This window comes from Enterococcus sp. R12 (assembly GCF_058135755.1).
Genome location: NZ_CM176874.1, coordinates 2,295,472 through 2,313,691 on the forward strand (window position 1 = coordinate 2,295,472; position 18,220 = coordinate 2,313,691).

14 protein-coding genes are annotated in these 18,220 nt (G+C 42.3%); 1 reads left to right on the forward strand and 13 read right to left on the reverse strand.

Features of this window, described 5'->3' with window-relative positions; all coding sequences use genetic code 11:
- Positions 1-86: 86 nt before the first annotated feature.
- From topA to ACTW1R_RS10605, 7 genes are all read right to left on the reverse strand, one after another.
- Positions 87-2,165: a type I DNA topoisomerase gene (gene topA, locus ACTW1R_RS10575; protein ID WP_005229621.1), complete on the reverse strand. Its 2,079-nt coding sequence runs from the start codon at positions 2,163-2,165 to the stop codon at positions 87-89.
- Positions 2,166-2,307: 142 nt separating this feature from the next.
- Positions 2,308-3,186: a DNA-processing protein DprA gene (gene dprA, locus ACTW1R_RS10580; protein WP_271814469.1), complete on the reverse strand. Its 879-nt coding sequence runs from the start codon at positions 3,184-3,186 to the stop codon at positions 2,308-2,310.
- Positions 3,187-3,254: 68 nt separating this feature from the next.
- On the reverse strand, positions 3,255-4,019 hold the full coding sequence (gene rnhB, locus ACTW1R_RS10585) for a ribonuclease HII (protein ID WP_005229617.1): 765 nt from the start codon (positions 4,017-4,019) through the stop codon (positions 3,255-3,257).
- Positions 4,003-4,869: a ribosome biogenesis GTPase YlqF gene (gene ylqF / locus ACTW1R_RS10590; RefSeq protein ID WP_270288101.1), complete on the reverse strand. Its 867-nt coding sequence runs from the start codon at positions 4,867-4,869 to the stop codon at positions 4,003-4,005. Before ylqF ends, rnhB begins: the two co-directional genes overlap by 17 nt.
- Before the next feature lie 419 nt (positions 4,870-5,288).
- A complete protein-coding gene (locus ACTW1R_RS10595; RefSeq protein WP_271814471.1) occupies positions 5,289-6,185 on the reverse strand; it encodes a class C sortase in 897 nt (298 codons plus the stop codon).
- Between the two features lie 22 nt (positions 6,186-6,207).
- A complete protein-coding gene (locus ACTW1R_RS10600) occupies positions 6,208-8,076 on the reverse strand; it encodes a SpaH/EbpB family LPXTG-anchored major pilin (protein ID WP_489927274.1) in 1,869 nt (622 codons plus the stop codon).
- Positions 8,077-8,140: 64 nt separating this feature from the next.
- Positions 8,141-11,716, reverse strand: a complete 3,576-nt coding sequence (locus ACTW1R_RS10605; protein WP_271814473.1) for a SpaA isopeptide-forming pilin-related protein — start codon at positions 11,714-11,716, stop codon at positions 8,141-8,143.
- Positions 11,717-12,059: 343 nt separating this feature from the next.
- Between ACTW1R_RS10605 and ACTW1R_RS10610 the strand changes: the two genes are divergently transcribed.
- Complete coding sequence (locus ACTW1R_RS10610) at positions 12,060-13,553, forward strand: helix-turn-helix domain-containing protein (protein WP_034858385.1); 1,494 nt, start codon at positions 12,060-12,062, stop codon at positions 13,551-13,553.
- Between the two features lie 128 nt (positions 13,554-13,681).
- Here the strand turns inward: ACTW1R_RS10610 and lepB are convergent, their stop codons facing one another.
- The 6 genes from lepB to ACTW1R_RS10640 form a co-directional block, all read right to left on the reverse strand.
- On the reverse strand, positions 13,682-14,230 hold the full coding sequence (lepB, locus tag ACTW1R_RS10615; protein ID WP_005229602.1) for a signal peptidase I: 549 nt from the start codon (positions 14,228-14,230) through the stop codon (positions 13,682-13,684).
- Positions 14,231-14,261: 31 nt separating this feature from the next.
- Positions 14,262-15,692 (reverse strand): S41 family peptidase, encoded by a 1,431-nt coding sequence (locus ACTW1R_RS10620; RefSeq protein ID WP_087627710.1) that lies wholly within the window; start codon positions 15,690-15,692, stop codon positions 14,262-14,264.
- Between the two features lie 68 nt (positions 15,693-15,760).
- Positions 15,761-15,982, reverse strand: a complete 222-nt coding sequence (locus ACTW1R_RS10625) for a YozE family protein (protein WP_005229600.1) — start codon at positions 15,980-15,982, stop codon at positions 15,761-15,763.
- A complete protein-coding gene (msrA, locus tag ACTW1R_RS10630) occupies positions 15,975-16,496 on the reverse strand; it encodes a peptide-methionine (S)-S-oxide reductase MsrA (RefSeq protein WP_118215438.1) in 522 nt (173 codons plus the stop codon). Before msrA ends, ACTW1R_RS10625 begins: the two co-directional genes overlap by 8 nt.
- A complete protein-coding gene (locus tag ACTW1R_RS10635; protein WP_016610785.1) occupies positions 16,496-17,146 on the reverse strand; it encodes a YpmS family protein in 651 nt (216 codons plus the stop codon). The genes msrA and ACTW1R_RS10635 overlap by 1 nt, the downstream gene beginning before the upstream one ends.
- Entirely contained in the window at positions 17,143-18,129 is a 987-nt protein-coding gene (locus ACTW1R_RS10640; RefSeq protein ID WP_010749380.1) for an SGNH/GDSL hydrolase family protein, read from the reverse strand. The genes ACTW1R_RS10635 and ACTW1R_RS10640 overlap by 4 nt, the downstream gene beginning before the upstream one ends.
- Between the last annotated feature and the right edge of the window lie 91 nt (positions 18,130-18,220).

An 18,220-nucleotide genomic window follows, 5' to 3' on the forward strand; every position in this document is an offset into this window, starting at 1 on the left:
GACCGGCGCTTTCTTTTGTCAGCCAACGATGAGGCTGACCGTTCAAGAGAATACGCCGATTCTTTTTTAATAGGATATCCTGCTAGTTATTTTTGCACATTTTCTTCATAGTCGCCTTTGATACAAACGACTTGTTTCCCGCCTTTGACTTTCTTTTCGACTAAATAATTATCACACTTCGGACAATTACGACCCACTGGTTTGTCCCAAGAAGTAAAGTCACATTCAGGGTAGCGGGTACAACCATAAAACAACCGGTTTTTCTTCGATTTGCGTTCAACGACTTGCCCTTGATGACAGACAGGGCACTCAACGCCGATTTCTTTCACGATTGGTTTTGTGTTGCGGCAATCTGGGAAATTACTGCAAGCATAAAACTTTCCGTAGCGGCCTAATTTGATCACCATCGGATGACCACAAAGATCGCAATCAAAGCCTGCAGGTTCATCTTTGATTTGAATTTTTTCGATACTTTCTTCTGCAGTCGTCAATTCTTTTTCAAATGGGCGATAAAACTGATCGACAACTTTGACCCATTCTTCTTTCCCAGCTTCAATGCTATCCAAGCTATTTTCCATTTCAGCAGTAAAATGCATATCAACAATTTGCGGGAAGAATTCCTCGATCAACGAATTGACGATCTCACCAAGTTCAGTTGGCTCAAAACGTTTTTGCGTCAATTTCACATAATAACGCCGCTGAATGGTTTCTAACGTCGGTGCATAGGTTGAAGGACGACCCACACCGTTTTCCTCAAGGGTTTTGATCAACGTTGCTTCGCTGTAACGAGCAGGTGGTTGGGTGAAATGCTGTTTCGGTTCGATCGATACGGATTGAACGACATCTCCTTCGACTAACTCTGGCAAGATGTTCTCTTTGTCTTCTTTGCCATCATCGCGTCCTTCCACATAGACCTGCATAAATCCTTTGAATTTGATCTTTGAACCATTGGCAATAAAGATGACACCATTTTGATCCAAAGTAACTTTCATCGTATCCAAAATGGCAGGCGTCATTTGACTAGCCACAAAGCGAGACCAGATCAAGCGATACAATTTTAATTGGTCTTTGTCTAAGAATTTCTCCATGGCTTCTGGCGTACGCAAAACACTGGTCGGTCTTACTGCTTCATGGGCATCCTGCGCCCCTTGTGCATTGGCGCGTTTTTTGCCACCGTGAGCGGAGAACTCTGAACCATAGGTGTTTTCGATAAATTCGGCTGCTTCCCCTTTGGCTGTGTCAGCGATTCGCGTCGAGTCGGTACGCATATAGGTAATCAAACCGACAGTCCCTTGTTTGCCAAGGGCGATCCCTTCATAGAGCTGCTGTGCGACCATCATGGTTTTCCGTGTTCGAAAATTCAGTTTGCGGGCTGCTTCTTGTTGCAAACTACTGGTGGTAAATGGTGCAGATGGATTCCGTTTGCGTTCTTTCTTTTCAACCTTTGTCACTTGAAAGTCTTTACCAGAAAGGCGATCGGTGACTTCTTTAATACTTTCAGCATTCGGTAATTTTTTCTTTTTGCCATCTAAGCCCCAAAAATTGGCTTTGAATTTCTTCGTGGCTTTTTTAAAGTTTCCATCAATGCTCCAATATTCTTCAGGAACAAAATCACGGATCTCTTTTTCACGATCAATAATGATCTTAAGCGCCACCGATTGAACACGTCCAGCACTTAACCCTTTTTTGACTTTGCGCCAAAGGATCGGACTCAATGAATACCCGACTAATCGGTCTAAGATCCGCCGTGCTTGTTGGGCATCGACGAGATCCACATCGATCGTTCTTGGCTCTTTGAAGGCTGCTTTGACCGCATCTTTAGTGATTTCATTAAAGACGACACGATTTTTATCTTTTAAATCTAGTCCAAGTAGAAAAGCTAAATGCCAAGCAATGGCTTCTCCTTCTCTATCCGGGTCACTTGCGAGGTAGACTTTTTCAGCTTTTTTCGCAGCAGAACGGAGACTTTTGATCACGTCACCTTTTCCACGGATCGAAATGTAATGAGGCTCATAATCATTTTCGACATCGATCCCCATCTTACTTTTAGGGAGATCACGAATATGACCGACACTTGCGACGACTTTGTAATTTCGTCCAAGGTATTTTTCAATGGTTTTCGCCTTTGCTGGCGATTCCACGATTACTAAATATTTATATGCCATATAAAGAATGGCTCCTTCCTGAATTTTTCCTACTATTATATTCTATCAATCAGTGAACCTATCGTATGCAGATGAAACATACAAATCGTAGCTTATCATAGCTTTCAAGAAAAGGTTTGTCAAGGAAGGTTGATTGGAAAAATCAAAAAAAGGCTAACTCCTGTAAAATATCTGACACACTAATCGTACATTTTGCGCCATCTTGAATCAAGTGGTGACAACCTTTTGACTGATCGGAAATCATTTCACCAGGCACTGCAAAAACTTCTCGTCCGTTTTCCATCGCTAAATGTGCCGTAATCAAAGAACCGCTTCTTTCCTTGGCTTCAATTACGCAGACCCCTTTTGAGATCCCAGCAATAATGCGATTGCGCAGCGGAAAGTGGTATCTTTGCGGTTTGGTATTGTGCGGATATTCGCTTAGCACCAGATGTTCTTGACGGATCTGCTGGAACAAACGGTAGGAAGATGACGGATAACAATGGTCCATCCCAGAAGCAATCACAGCAATGGTTTGTCCACGATTTCTGATGGCTGATTCATGAGCAAAGCTGTCGACACCATTGGCCAATCCGCTAACGATGGTATAATTTTCCGTCACTAGAGGTGGAATCAGCTTTTCGCAAACTTTTCGTGCGTATAAGGACGCCGTTCTTGCACCAACAAAGCCAATCATGGTCGTTTGTAGCAATTGCAGATTCCCTTCATAAAAAAGCATCAATGGCGGGTCCGCAATTTGTCGTAAAAGCATCGGATACTCCGCCGAGAAGAAAGTGAGGTAGTTTTGTGCGCCCATCTTTTGTGCGATGTGTTCGTCTGTCAATCGCTCCCATGATCGCCGAAAAACTGCACGGTGCTGTGGAAGGACCCCGATGGCAATCATCTCTTCCAGCGAACAATTCATCTCTTTTGTTTCCAACCAATGCCAAATGATCTTCCAACAACCTTGCAGACCAATTCCCTGACAGTAGTACAGTTTTATCAACTGTTTTTCAAAATCTGTTGCTTGTTGATACTTCATAAACAAAGCCCTCTTTTCTTAGTAATCTTACTTATAAGATTCGCTAAAAAAAGAGGGATGGATGAAATTTATAGATATTGTTTTACTGGCGCAAATGTTTTTCGATGAATAGGACAGATTCCGTGGGCAGCTAGCCCTTCTAAATGGACTTTGGTTCCATACCCAGCATTTTGATCAAACCCATAAAAAGGATAGACTTCATGAAAATCTTTCATTAAGTTGTCTCGATATACCTTGGCGATGATACTTGCTGCGGCAATGGAAATGGAACGGGCATCTCCTTTGATCAAGCTTTGTTGAGGGATTTCCGTATCGATCGTCATCGCATCGATCAGTAAATATTCGGGCTTGACTGCTAAGTCGATCAAGGCTTCTTTCATTGCTAGACGGCTGGCTTGATAGATATTGATCCGATCGATCTCTTCTGGACTGACCACACCGATACCGACGGCAACGGCTTTGTTTTGAATTTCGATAAACAGCTCTTCTCTTTTCTTGGCAGAAAGCTGTTTGGAATCATTTAGACCTAAAATCTGACATTCCTTAGGCAAGATGACCGCAGCTGACACAACGGGTCCTGCTAATGGTCCGCGCCCCACTTCATCTAAACCAGCAATAAAACGGGCGCCTTGCTGAAATGCTTCGTTTTCAAAACGCATCATTTCTTCGTATTTTTCCTGCAATAGCTGGTGTTTCACTCGCTGTTTCTCGTATTGTTGCAGCAGCTTTTGGACCCCCGCTCGTTCATCTGCTTGCAGCGCCTGTAAATACGCTTGGTCATTGAAAGCTGGATCAAATAATCGCTCTTTGATTGTCTTAATCGGCTGTTTCATCTTGGCTTTCCATTTCCTCCACTCGATCTAGTGTATATCGGCCCAATTTCCCTTGCCGAATGTCGAAGACAACGAGTTCGCTTCCTCGATCGTAATTGTCTTTATAGCCACGTTTTTCCGTGATTTTCATCAACAGATCGGGCGCTAACAACGCCTCTTCTTCCGCTTTTAGTTGATAACGATGCGCGATTCTTTCAGGATAATAGCGGGCAAAAAAATCAAGTCCATATAATGCGATATCATCCAAATGGATCAGCTGGTCTTTGATCGCTCCGGTCAATGCCAACTTCTTCCCAATCTCAGGATCTTCAAATTTTGGCCATAAGATCCCAGGCGTATCTAGAAGCTCTAGATCAGTCCCAAAACGCAGCCATTGCTGTCCTTTCGTCACGCCGGGTTTATTGCCCGTCTGAGCGATTTTCTTCCCTACTAAGCGGTTCATCAAGGTCGATTTTCCGACATTCGGGATGCCGATCACCATTGCTCGAATCGCACGAGGCTTCAAGCCTCTCGCTTTGTCGCGAGCAATTTTTTCCTTCAAGACTTGTTTTGCTGTAGGAACAATGGCTTTAACCCCTTGATTGTCTTGGGCGTTGATTGCCAGTGCTAGATAGCCTTGTGCTTGGAAATAATGCTCCCATTTTTTGGTTTGAACGGGATCTGCGAGATCCGCTTTATTGATCAAGATCAATCGTGGTTTTTGTTGTAATAATTGATCTAACATCGGATTGCGGGATGAAATCGGCAAGCGTGCGTCCACGAGTTCAAAAACGATATCCACGAACTTTAATTTTTCACTTACTTCACGTCTGGCTTTCGCCATATGGCCTGGAAACCATTGAATGGTCATTTGAACGTTTTCCTCCTTGGTACTTCTTCGAATTGATAAAAAAGACAGTCGTTTTTATATTCGTGTAGTCTATAGGTGACAAGAACGAAGGCTACTTGCTTTTTTGAGTCTGAAATACCCATCAGTGCAGCAAACTAGCTGAACTGTTTGCGGATCAAGGTTCTTTTTCCAACCTGATGCATAGGAAAAGCTTCGAGCGCGTTTGCTTCAACGCTCCTTGACTTTTAATTTTGGGGAAGTGGTTGAATGAAGCATCCTTACCGCTTTATTTTGGTTTTTCCTAACACACTCACAATAGTCTGACTGCTTTTTTGCTATCTTTTATCTTAGTTATTGTACCATATTTCACACGACATGTTTCATTCTGACTAAGGTTAAAAAGTCATTTTCTTCTACTTATTGAGAAAAACGAACGATCCTTACTTTTCATCAATGGAAGTATTCGAATGAAGACGTTTTTTTCGCTGAATCCTGTTACTAATCAACAAGATGAGGATAAGAACAGTGATCACGCCTAGCATCAATCCTACTTTTTGTTGCTGTGCTTTTTTGGCGGCGGCTGTTTCTTTTTCTTCAACATAAGGAATTCTTTTGCCCCGTACCAATAAACGATGGCTATTGACCATATAGGGGGTACAGGTCAACAGCGTGACGTAATCGCTGCCTTTCACAATTTTTAATGCCTGAGTATCATCAGGGTCGACCGTTTTTATCTGATCTACTTGATACGCCAATGTATCATCATACGTTTCGATATAAAACTCATCGCCGATCTGCAGCTTAGGCAGATCAGTAAAGAGCGTTGCACTCGTTAACCCACGGTGCCCACAAAGAACCGCATGGGTATCTTCACCACCTATTGGATACGAGGCGCCCTCCAATAATGTTGCGCCTCTTTTTAACAACGTATCGGTGGTTTGATCAAAAATCGGGAGAGCGACACCAATCACGGGGATCTTTAAGACGCCGATCGTATGTCGTTCATAGTAATCAGGTGTATCAACTGATTCTGAGTCCCTTGTTTCTGATAAATCTTGCGTTTCTTTGATTCCAGGATTGCTGGGTTGCTGTGCCAGCTCTTGATTTGCTCGTTCCAACTGGTTCCTTTTTTGTTGTTTTTCTATTTCACTCATTTTTTTGGCTTGGCTTTGGTAGTAACTGATCAACTGTTGATCCAAAAACGTGTTGAGCTGATTACTTACAAAAGGATAACTGATGATCAAAACCCCTAGCAGCAGCAGAACACCCATCAGAAAATCCAATAAAGTTACTTTTCTAGTTGGTGCTTTTGCGCCATTTCTTCGTCTGATACTCATCGTGCTTTTTCATCTCATTTACTTATCCTTTCCGTTTTACAAAATAACCCCCTGCTAAACCAACGATCACCACTCCGATTGCGCCCATTAGATACGTGCCGACACCACCAGTTGCTGGTAAGGTTCCTTTGCGGCGGTTAGGAACTTTTTCGGCCTCTCCCAATTGCTCTTTCGTTCCATAAGACGTTTCATGGACTTCAAAAGCGATGCGATTTGTTAGCAGCACGTAATTTTTCGGTGCTTTTACTTCTTCCAAATAGTACGTGCCAAATTTCAACCCGATGATATCAACCAATCCATCTGTTCCTGTGGTAAATTTCGTCGCTTGATCCGCTGTTTGCACCCAAGATACCTGTTTGGTTCCCTCTTCGATTTTCAAGTAGTTGGCATCATCACGGTCTTGATCCCGTACAACAAAAACTGCATCTGCTAATGCTTCGGTAGCGGTCACAGCCCCATCGACTTTTAAGAAGCGTTTGCCCCCTGTCAAAACTTCCACGCTTGGCGGCGTTTGATCCGTCATGAAATCTGTTTCTACATTTGCTTCATTCTTAAAGCCATTGAGAGGCATAGCCTGTTCATTTAAATACATATAATACACAAAGCGCAATTGATTTCCCGGCGTTAATTGCGGTACAAATTCTGGATTGATGGTTACCGTAAAGCCATGCTCTTTTTCCGTTACTTGGTAATTCGTCGCGTCGATTTTCTTTTCTCCATCATACAACGCATAACCCGTTTCTCCTTCTGCTGTATTTTCAAAAGTCAATGCTGGATCATGGGCATCGATCAATTGGAAATGTTTGTATTTGTTTTCTGCTCCTACTTTGTCTTGGATACCTAATGGGATATTAACCGTTAGGTGATATTGGATTCTTTCGCCGATTTCCACGTCTTTGCCGTCTAATTGTGGTGTTGTTTTGGTAACATTTGTCGTGTCATTCTTGACTGTTAACTCAACCGTGACGTCATTGCCTGCTGCGATCGAAAAATCCTTGATGGTTTCTTGCTCGATCAAGGCGGCTTGACTTGGGGCTTTCGTTTCCTCTAATTGATAGGTGCCTGCTTCTAACTGCTCAACTTTTAACTGTCCTTTTTGGTTTTCTTCAACATCGATGGTCGTTTCTCCAGCAGCATATTGTTTACCTGTTAAAAAGCGGTACGCTGCATGTTTGTCAGTCGTCCACGTATAAAGTCCATCGGCTGCACTTAAAATATATTTCTTGGTCTGTGCGTTTTCTTCTTGCTTTGAGATGACAAATTCCGCATCATTCAGTGGTTCGTTTTCCCCCGTTCCTCGTTTATTCACAAGGAGCGTTCCTTCATTTGTGACAGTATTTTTAGGATAAAGATGAATCGTGTCTAATTCTTCTTCCCCGTAAGCATACGACCCGTCTGCTTGTTGGATCATTTCGTAAACAGGAAAGGCGATCACCATGTTCTCAGCAATGGTAACACCGTCTTTAGGGTCTTCTACAATGGTGTAAACTGCATCCCGATCGGCTTGTTTTTTCGGCAATTCAAAAACCAAATCACCGGCTGCATCTGTTTTCCCGCTAGCTACAGGGGAACCAGGCGTCAAGGTTTGGACTTGACGCTTCGCTTCCTCAACGGAAGCCCCTGCAGATCGTTTTTCATAAAATGCTGTGGTCACATCATAGACAGAAAAAGTGACATCGGCTAAGCCTTGGTATTGATCAAACTCTGCCATCTCAGTCCCACTATTTTGAATCAATGAATCTGGCAAATTGACCATTTTCTTTTTATGCAGATGGACCTGTGCCAAATTGCTCTCTGCGGATACTTGCTGATTTTTCGTTCCAAAAAAGACAAATGGCAGAAGTAAAAATAGGAGACAAACCATTTTCGTATGATTAAAAATCTTTTTCATTGTTCTTTCCTCTCTTCTATGTTTGATATGTTTGATATTTTCGTTTATTTCACGAATGGTCAAATTACTTTAATGAAGGCTTATTTTTGCGCGTAACGTACAGATAGCTACCTGTTAAAAGGACTAGTAGACCTGCTGAAAGAATCGCCAGCCACCCATGCCAATTCCCTCCTGTTTCAGGAAGAGACACTTTTACTTGATTGGTGACGATCAATTCTATTTGATTGTTCTTTTCTCCAGAAACAAGAAGATTCGGCTGCAATTTTTCGTCAATCAAGACACTGCCATCCTCTTCAATCCTAATTTTCACAGGTGCTGTTAAACCAGCATAGCCTGTAGGCGTAACAATTTCTTCTAAGGTATAGCTGCCTGGTGTTAGATCATGGAAATGAAATACCGCTAGCGATTCTTGGGATTCTGGTAATTCTATCGTCTGACCGTTTCCGCTTAAGCGGAATTTGGCTCCCTCAAGCGCTTGTCCCAGTTCATCCTGTTTATTGACCACCAAATCAAAAGGTTTTAACTGATTGCCATGGGTAAGAGTCCAACAGTTGGCATCTGCAGCGACGTTTTCCCCTTGATACTGGATCTTTCCGTCTGAACCAACGACAAACTCATAATCACCAGCAATCGTATCGTATCCAAGCGGACCAGCTGTTTCTGAGATGCGATAAGCGCCCGGCTCAAGGATCGTAAATTCAGCCATCCCCACGTCATTCGATGTTTCTGAGGCAATTTCTTGATAGTCCCCCGCTGCTGTTTTTTGTTGCAGAGAAAAGACAGCCCCAGCTAACAGTACTTGCTGCTCTTTTTGTACCGTATATTTTCGAATAGCAACTGGAATTTCTGTAAACGGATTGGTGATCTCCAGCGTAATCGTATGATCGTCCACTGTGACGGGTTGCCCATCGATCGTCGTATTCCCTTGCGCATCGATATGAATTAGCCACTCTGTCTGCTTAGATAAATGATGTCCCGCCGGTGCAGTGACTTCCTCCAAACGATAGGTCTGATCTTTTTGCAACACAATATCTGCTGGCAGCCCATACGTTCCATCCCCTTGATCCACAAGGGTCACTGTCTCCCCTGCCCCCGTTAATTCAAAAACGGCACCTGTCAGCTTCACCTCTCCTACAGCGGATTTTTTGATCAGGTTTAATGCCAAGGGCACAAACGCCTTTGTGTTTTTCCATGTATAAGCGTCCACTTTTGTCGCTTCATAACCTGCCACTGCTCGTTCATTTGTGACTTGATAATCAAAAGTTTCTCCTTGATTGTTATACAGCGGTAGTAAACGGGTTTCTTCGTACTCCGTCCCATCCTTTTCAGAAAGCGCGTAAACCTTGCTTCGTTCCCAAGTTGTCTGATCTTGGGCATCGGTCTCAGTAAGTTTGAGATACCCTGTTTGCCAGCTATTCTCATTGCTGACAGGACTCCTGCTTATTTCAAAATAGATCGTTTCGGGACGACTGGAGGTATCGCCATCGTATTCTTCCCAGTGCTTTTTGATCGTCACCTCCTTCCCAGGTGCTTTGGCGGATGGCACACCAAACAATGCCTTTTGATCGGACTGATGATTCGGATAAAATACCGTTTCGCCATTCATTGGATACCAAGTATCTGGTTTAAAATCCGCTGCTTCTGTTTGAATCCGCACTTGATAATGAATTTGCAGTTCTTGCCCTTCGCCTAAATAAAGACCTGAAGCATGGATTGTATTGTCAGACATCGAAATGTCAGGCTGCACCGTTAGAGCAGCAGACCCGACACTTTTGACGGACAAACTATTTTCTTCGTAGACAAATGGCTGCGAAATGGGGTCAGTAATCTCGCCATCGGTGACTGTTGCCGCAATGTGAAGGGCTTTTTTCTCGAGATAGTCGGCAATATCCGCTGCTTCATTGGCTGACTCATAATAAAGATGGCCGTCTTCATCAGCAGAAACCATCTGTCTCATTTTTTTCTCGACATCGGCCTTTGTGTACCCAGCGGTTTGATCTCCTTGCAGTTGAATCCCCAACCCATGAATCTCGATACCACGTTCTTTTAACGCCATCGCTTCACCAATCGTGGCGATAAAGGTATTGTTGATCCATTTATAATTGTTCTGTTGATCAAACGCAAAATAGCCATTGTAGAGAAACGATGTATTCATCGGCTGGTCTTGAGTAAGAGAAAAGGCGGTTCCATAATAACTGCCGTCTGCCTGGGTATGCACTTTAGACACATGATAACTGTAAGTAGGAACGCCATCCGTTAGCAAAACGATGACTTTCTTATGTCCATTTTGCGTCGATAGCATATCCCCTGCTTGGCGTAGCCCCCTTTGTGTAAAGGTTCCCCCAGCTGCTGTTTCTGGCGTCATCGATCGGATCGTCTCTTTGACTTCAGAAAATTTTCCTAATTGGCAGGTTTTGTTTTGATAATTGCTGCCATCACTGGAATAACCGACATAGCCCATGTAGACACTATCCTGAATGCCGCTTCCTTCAATTTGATTCAAAAAGCGATCCACGCCTTTTTTCACTTCTGCGATCCGTCCCATCTCATTCATACTGCCTGACCAATCCACTACCAACACGACATCGATGGGATCAATTTGACGTTGAACATTCCCTCGTACATTTAGGTAGACATCAAATAGTCCCGGGGTATTCGTCTCTTTGGCAAATTTTCGTAGCGCGAAATCTGCTTCGTCTCCTACACCACCATATTCAATATATGAATGGGTCAAATTTGCTGGATCGCCATTCCATGTAGTTATGCCGTCCCACGTTTCGCCTGCATCCTTGTTCCCCTGATGATTTAAGACGTTACTGTTTTCATCAGTTTTCCAGTTCGCCGCAGGATACGTCCCGCTTTGGTCTGTCGTATAATCTGGTTCAATCGAAGCAAAAGCCTGTGAAACGGTCGTTTTTTGATAAAGACGTTCTTGTTTAAATGGTTCAATGAGCGTTTCCTCTTCAGAAGCACTTGTCGCCGTTCCTGTCTCGTTTGTCTCTTCCTTCGTTTCTTCGTTCGAAACTTCTTTTGAACTTTCAGTCGACGCTTGCTCCGAGGTCGACTCACTCACGGCTTCTGAAGAGGATCCAGTGCCAGAATTGACTTCTGACGTTTCTGAAGAAGCAGAATTTGTGGCAAGTGGGATTTCAAAAACTGATTCATTCAAAGACAGTAGGTTGTACGATTCTTCACGTTCCTTGTCATATTCTTCGATCTGAATCATCAATTTTAGCTTTTTCGTTTCTTCAGGCAGCTGAAAGATTAGTTCTTGTTCCGTTGGTGTTTGCAAGAAATCTTGGGTTGTAAGCCAAGACTGTGCGGAATCATCCTTGACTTGAGTCATCTCTTCATTGCTTGTTTTTAATAACGACTGTTCCTTCGTTTCATCGATCGCGTATAGTTGTACCCAGAGACGCTGCTGTTTGTTTTTTTGTGGTAGCTGATAGCATAAAGAAAATTGAGTGCCCTCTTGGTGACCAGTCAGTTTGATCTGCTTCGTTTCAGCAATAGTGATCGTATGTTCTTCTTGTGCACTTGCAGTCCCATTTATTTGCAAACTCGAATAAATGAAAAATAATATTCCCCCTAACATACAGAAAATGAAAGAGAACCAGTGGTGTCTCTTTGTCAAAAACATAAAAAGACCTCCTTTCAAAGAATCAAAAATTACAAGCTGATCATACAAGAAAGAAGCAAAAGACACCTCTTTTTTTTATTTTCTGAAAAATAGAACTAATTGGCACACCTGTAGTTATTCATAAGAAAAAAAAGTTGGTTATTTTAAAGTTAATTCATTATCGATATGTTATTTAATAATGTAAAAAAACTATCGTTTTTCACCTGCGATTTCTATTTTTGTTCTTTATGAGACAGTTCTATGAAAAATTTGTCCCAATTTTTCTAAAAAAAAGCAAAAGTTTTGAGACGTGTCTTTACACCGTTATATAAATACGTTATTAATAAAACAAGAAGGTGATTATTTGATTGAAAAAATACTCTTAGATACCCGAGCGTTAGACAAAATCGGACTCTACGGAAAACTATTATCAATTGCTCCGGGTGAATACAACCTAGAGTTCGTGAAAAATCTGACCCACTTAAGTACAACACGATTGAAAAGTTTACTTTCCTCGATCCAACTCGACTTGCAAAACCTCTCCCCAGTAAATCTTTCATTACATAAAAACACCCTGAATCTTCCTAAAAATTTGATTGAATACAACCAATATCAGCAATTTTTAGCGCAAGAAAGTATTTCTTACAAATTATTGTTAAGCATCTTGACCAATCAAGATGAAAATTTACTGGCATTTTGCCAAAGAAACTATATCAGTCGTTCGACTTGCTTTCGGCAAACAAAGAAGCTGCAAGACCATTTGAAAGAATTCAACGTGACGTTAAATCAGTCCGCTATGGCACTTACAGGTTCGGAGATGGTGATTCGCATCTTATTGTTTAATTTTATCTGGCACATTTCTTTAGGAGATAGTTTGGCGAAGGCATTTGATCAAGAGATCGAAGAACTTTTTGTGACTTACGAAGGAACGAAGTACAAAAGCAAGTATGAGATTGGCAAAAAAGAAGCCTTGCTTCATTGCAAAATCTGTCTATTTCGTATCAAGAATGGCCACGCGACAAATCTTTATCAGTTAACGAACCAGTCCTTTATTCCCAGTGGTGAAAATCTTGATTTCTTTTCAGCGTTTTTTGAAATCATTGATTCAGCGATAGATATTCTTGAGATCAATGCTTTGTTTTTCCTTTTTTATTACTGGCCGATGCTAACTTCAGCGGCAGACGTGCGCCTTCCGATCATTCAAGACTGTTACAAGCATGAAAAATCGGAGTTAAAGGAACTGATGGCTGAATTTGAAGCACACTGCCAAAAATTTCTCTGTGATTTTGATTTCGACCATCAATCGTTTCTTTATATGAATACATATCTTACATTGCTGAAGTTCTGCATATTCAAGCAAAAAGTCCCTCTTTTAAATTTTTTCGAAACAACTGTAATCAAAGATAAGTACCCATTACATACGATTTTGACAAATACGATTCAGAGCTTTTGGCGTAAAATAGCAAACCGCAAAGGCTACGAGTGGTTAAAAGCCTGTTATACGGATCTTGCTTTTTATCAAGCGTGTTTGCTTTACCCCATTTACATCGAAAAGGAACAGAAATATAAGCTTAAAGTTGCTTTTGTCTATGTATCGAATTACTTGGTCTCAATGGAAGTGTTTAATATATGTGAACGATTGCCCTATGTTGAAATAGAACGGATCACGCTGCCCACAGAGGAACCTTTTGACTTTTATATTCTGAGTTCCCCACAGCTTTTACCTCCTTTTACAACCGAGGAAAACACTGCGATCATTGATTTTTGCCGCTACCGTGATTTTGAAACGAATCTATGTCAGAAACTCTTGGCTGCTTTTAATGAAAAAATACAAAGAATAACTGCCAATAGCGCCTAAGTCCACCCTTTTCTCGATACAAACCACATCCTTTTGAAAAAGGATCATTGCTATACAAAATCCCCCCTTGGAATCAACAGATGATTCCAAGGGGGGATGTTTATTAAGAACATTCTATTTTTCTCAGTCTAAATCAGCCGAATATGAGTCAATGGATAATAAACAAAGCGGGCATTGCCTAAAATCGCATCGCCTGATATAGGACCAAAGGAGCGGCTATCTTTAGAGGCACGTCGATTATCACCAATGACAAAATAACTGTCTTTGCCTAATTTCTCAACGCCCAATAAAGATTCCAAATCAAAATCATTGGTATAAGAGGCAGACTCATGATCGTTGCTGCGGTTTTTCACTAGAAAATCTTCATCTACCGGTTCATCATCAATGTAAAGCTGATCATTGACATATTTCACCGACTCACCCGGCAAGCCAATCACCCGCTTGATATAGGTCGAACCATCTGGCAGCTGGAAAACAACGACATCAAAACGCTGGATCGGTGAAATCTTTTCGATGACTACCATATCTCCTTGTTGCAACGTTCCTTCCATGGAGTTCCCTTCAACAGGAACCGGAATCAGTAAAAATGCCCGAATCAAGAAGGCTGTTGCAAAGGCGATCAAGGCATATTTCACAACTAGCCAAAAACGATCGATCCACTGTTTCTTGGCATTCACAAATCTACCTCCTCTCCGATTTATTCCTTACTTATTTTTCTGAAAGCAAGGACAGTGCTTTTAAGTACGCTGGGTCCTCTGCTTTGAGTTTTTCTGCTACTTCTTTTTCAATTGCTTGGGCAGTGTCGGCATCGACTTCACCAGTTGCCTTTAGGTCATGGGCTTCTTGGAAGGCTTTCACAGCTGCAGTCGTCTCGTCATTGAAGGTATCGCCGCTCGTGGCATACCCTAACGCTTTAAGAAATTGATTCAGATTGTTGACAGCCGTTGACGATTGTCCAGCTTTTAAGGCATTATCACGAGGTAATGGCGGGAAATACGCATATTCTGGATAATCCTCTTCATAGTCCGGCATCACACCTTGATCGTTGACCCAATTTTCATTCGGTGTCAGCCATTTCATGACCGTCATTTTTAATTCACTATTATCCCCCAGATCCTTCACATTTTGAACGGTCCCCTTACCAAAGGTTTCCGTACCAACGACTGGGATATCCGCTGATTCTTGCAAGGCTGCGGCAAAAATCTCAGCTGCGGAGGCACTGCCACCGTCGACTAAAACAACGACTGGCTCTGTGACTTTGAATCCTTCATCCAATGCTTCGCTCGCTTTGGTCTCACTGACAACCCCTTGATTGTTGGCAAACTTCACGATCGTTTGGCCGTTTTCTAAAAACATACTTGCCATGATCTGGACTTGATCCAGCAATCCACCAGGGTTTTGTCTTAGATCAAGAACAAACGACTTCGCACCGTCTTCCCGCAACTCGGTGATCGTTTCTTTCAACTCAGCTGCTGTGTTTTCGGCAAAGGAGGTAATATCAATTCGACCGATCGTATCATCATTTTCAACCAGTTCACCATGGACCGTTTCGATTGGGATCACGTCCCGAGTGATTTCCACATCAAAGGTATCTGCTCCACGCTGAATCGTTAACGTCACCTGCGTGCCTTTTTCCCCTCGAATCTTACTCACGACTTCAGACAATTCCTGTCCTTGCGTATCTTCCCCATCAACTTTGACGATTCGATCATTCATACGCAGACCACTTTTTTCTGCAGGGGTGTTTTTGATTGGCGCTTGTGCGACCTCGGGATAGTCTTCCACGATCGACAAAGTAGCACCGATCCCTTCAAAACTTCCTGAGAGGGACTGATCCAAGTTATCCGCATCTGATTGGTTCAGATACGTCGTGTAAGGATCGTCAAGCGCATCGGTCATCCCTTGAAGAGCACCCTCAATCAATGCATCCTCATCGACTTCTTGGTAATAATTCGCAAGGATCTGGTCATACAACGACTGGATTTTCTCCATCCCGCTGGCTTCTGTCGTCGTTTCTGTCGCCGGCTGTGTCGTCTGCTGATTTTGCTGGGCTGTTTGCCATAAGTAGACACCGCCTCCCGACAAAATCGCGACACAGACAAGAGAAACGATATATCGGCTTGTCGTTACATTTTTCATTCACAACACCTCTCTGAGAAAAAACAACTTCGTTCTGAGCATTTATGCAGGCAAAACGAAGAACGTTTTTATTTGTTATTTTCGAGATACTCTGCCCAGATACGATCAAAAATATCCATGGATGGCAAATAATCAACGTTTAGTTCCAGATAAGAAGAGACTTCATCATAATCATCACTGTGCTTTGGAAACTGAATATCATGACTCGCATGAGTGGCAAAGATCTGAGCCTCATCTGTATGACTCGGACCTTTGACTGCCATTAAATAGCTATAAAAACTTTTACGCATGTTCTTGCTCCCAATGATCTTCTAAAAAGGCTGCTCGACGGGCATGATTGCGAGCAAAATTTTCAGGATTCTTTTTGTAGTACTCTTGATGTTCTTCTTCCGCAATATAAAAGGGTTGCGCTGGTTCGATCGTAGTCACGATCGGATCGGTAAAGCGACCGGAAGCCTGAAGTGCTGCTTTGCTGGCTTCGGCTTTTTTTCGCTGCTCTTCGTTAAAATAGAAGATAACTGGACGATAATTGTCGCCGCGATCTTCAAATTGGCCAAAAGCATCCGTTGGATCTGTTTGCTGCCAATAAATCGTCAAGAGATCCTCATAACTGATTTTTTCTGGGTCGAAAATGATTTCTACTGCTTCAGTATGCCCTGTTTGATGGCTTTTGACTTCTTCATAGGTTGGATTTTCGGTATGTCCTGCGGTATAGCCAGAAAAAATCGAATGCACCCCTTCGAGTTCATCAAAGGGCTGGATCATACACCAGAAACACCCACCTGCAAAAATTGCTCGTTCCATTATTCATCCTCCGTTTCAGCTGGTAAATATAAGCTCATTTGAATTTCATCATCTACAAGATTGATTTTGTTTGCCTTGATGAACAATCCGTTTTGCATGCGGAATTGATCCAATCGTATCAGTATAATTTGTTCATCAGCATTGACATCGATCCATTCAGGAAATTTAAAACTACGTTTGATCATTTTCATTACTTCACTGGTGGGCAAATCCAAGGTGCCAATCGATAAACTTTTGGCTTTTAATTGGACATTGCCTTCTTCTGTCACATAAGGATCAAAATAGAGATAAAACGTGATAGGAAACCCTAATACTTGAAACTCGCCTGTTAAGAGTGCTTCGTTTCTCAGCTCAAAATTATATTTTACCTCTTGATCCTTTTGAAAATCAGATAGATAAAAATCAATCAATTGATTGACTTGGCTTTTGTTGCTGTTAACGGTCAGAACAGGACTGCCCTCCCGTTGAACAAGTTCAGCACTTTCATTTAAGCCAGTTTCTCGCTGCTGAAAAATTCTTGAAGCAAAGAAAACCGTTGTCCCCAAAAGGATGCCGACCAGAACTAGAAAAGCAATTTTCCAGTAGTTGATCGATTTTTTAGTGCTTGCAGCTGTTTTTTCCGGCTGCTTCTTTGATTCGCTTGGTTTCATTTTGCTTCCTCCTCTAGCAACCAATAGTTTTGTGTTTTGATCACTTCATCGCGAACGGCATTCGCCATCAGTTGATACCCAAGATTATTGGGATGGAAGCGGTCGCCTTCATACAAAACATTGTTGGTGATATTATTCCCGACAGCTTGCGATGAGTCGGTAGTCGCCGACGTGCTGCTTTGTGTCTCATCAGCATTTGGCGCCGATGACTCAGGTAAACTTCCAGTATCGGTTGTTTGTGTTGTTTCCTCAGTTGCGTCTTCTTCTGTATCCGCAATACCGACCTCATCACTCAACCCTTTATAGAGCAAATCGTTGATAGGAATAAAAAAGGCATTTTCTTGCTGATTGACGAACGTTTCCGTCTGTTTATTCCAGTTATCAATGATCGTCTGCATGTCGGTGATCTCTGGAAAGTTCAGATAAAATGGATTGTAAATACCCAAAACGTAGATTGGGGCATCGCTATTTAGTTCACGGATTTGAGCGAATAAATCTTTTAAGCGTTCATTATATTCTGCCATCGGTTCCGTAAACGTCTCGATACTCAGACCGAAGAAATTGCTTTGGATCACTTTTAAGACGTCATTTCCGCCGACGGTCAAAGTAATCAGGTCCGCTTGACTAAGGTCTTGGCGCAAGTCTTCATCATTTTTGACTCGTTTTAAAATCTGGTCGCTTCGTTCACCAGCGACCCCATAATTTTTGGTTACTAAATTGCTCAGATCATAGCGGTCCTCTAGATCTCCTGCCAAAATAGGCACAAAGCCGCCCCGAGCTGTTTCATCCCCAACACCCTCTGTCAATGAATCCCCAAGTGCGAGGTATTCAATGGCGGATTTTTTCGAATCATTGGCTGCTAGCTTATCCACAGGGGTCAGCAGTGGTTGCGCTTTGGGAACAGCTAAATGAAACAGTACACCCGTTCCAACGGCTATCAGTCCCACAACGATCAAATAAGTTACTAATTTCTTCCATTTCACAGGTATTCAAACTCCTTTGTAATCTTTGCTATTTTAACAAAATTCTCATAAAATTCCTAGTCGCAATCCTTCAAACTTAAGAAAGAAAACA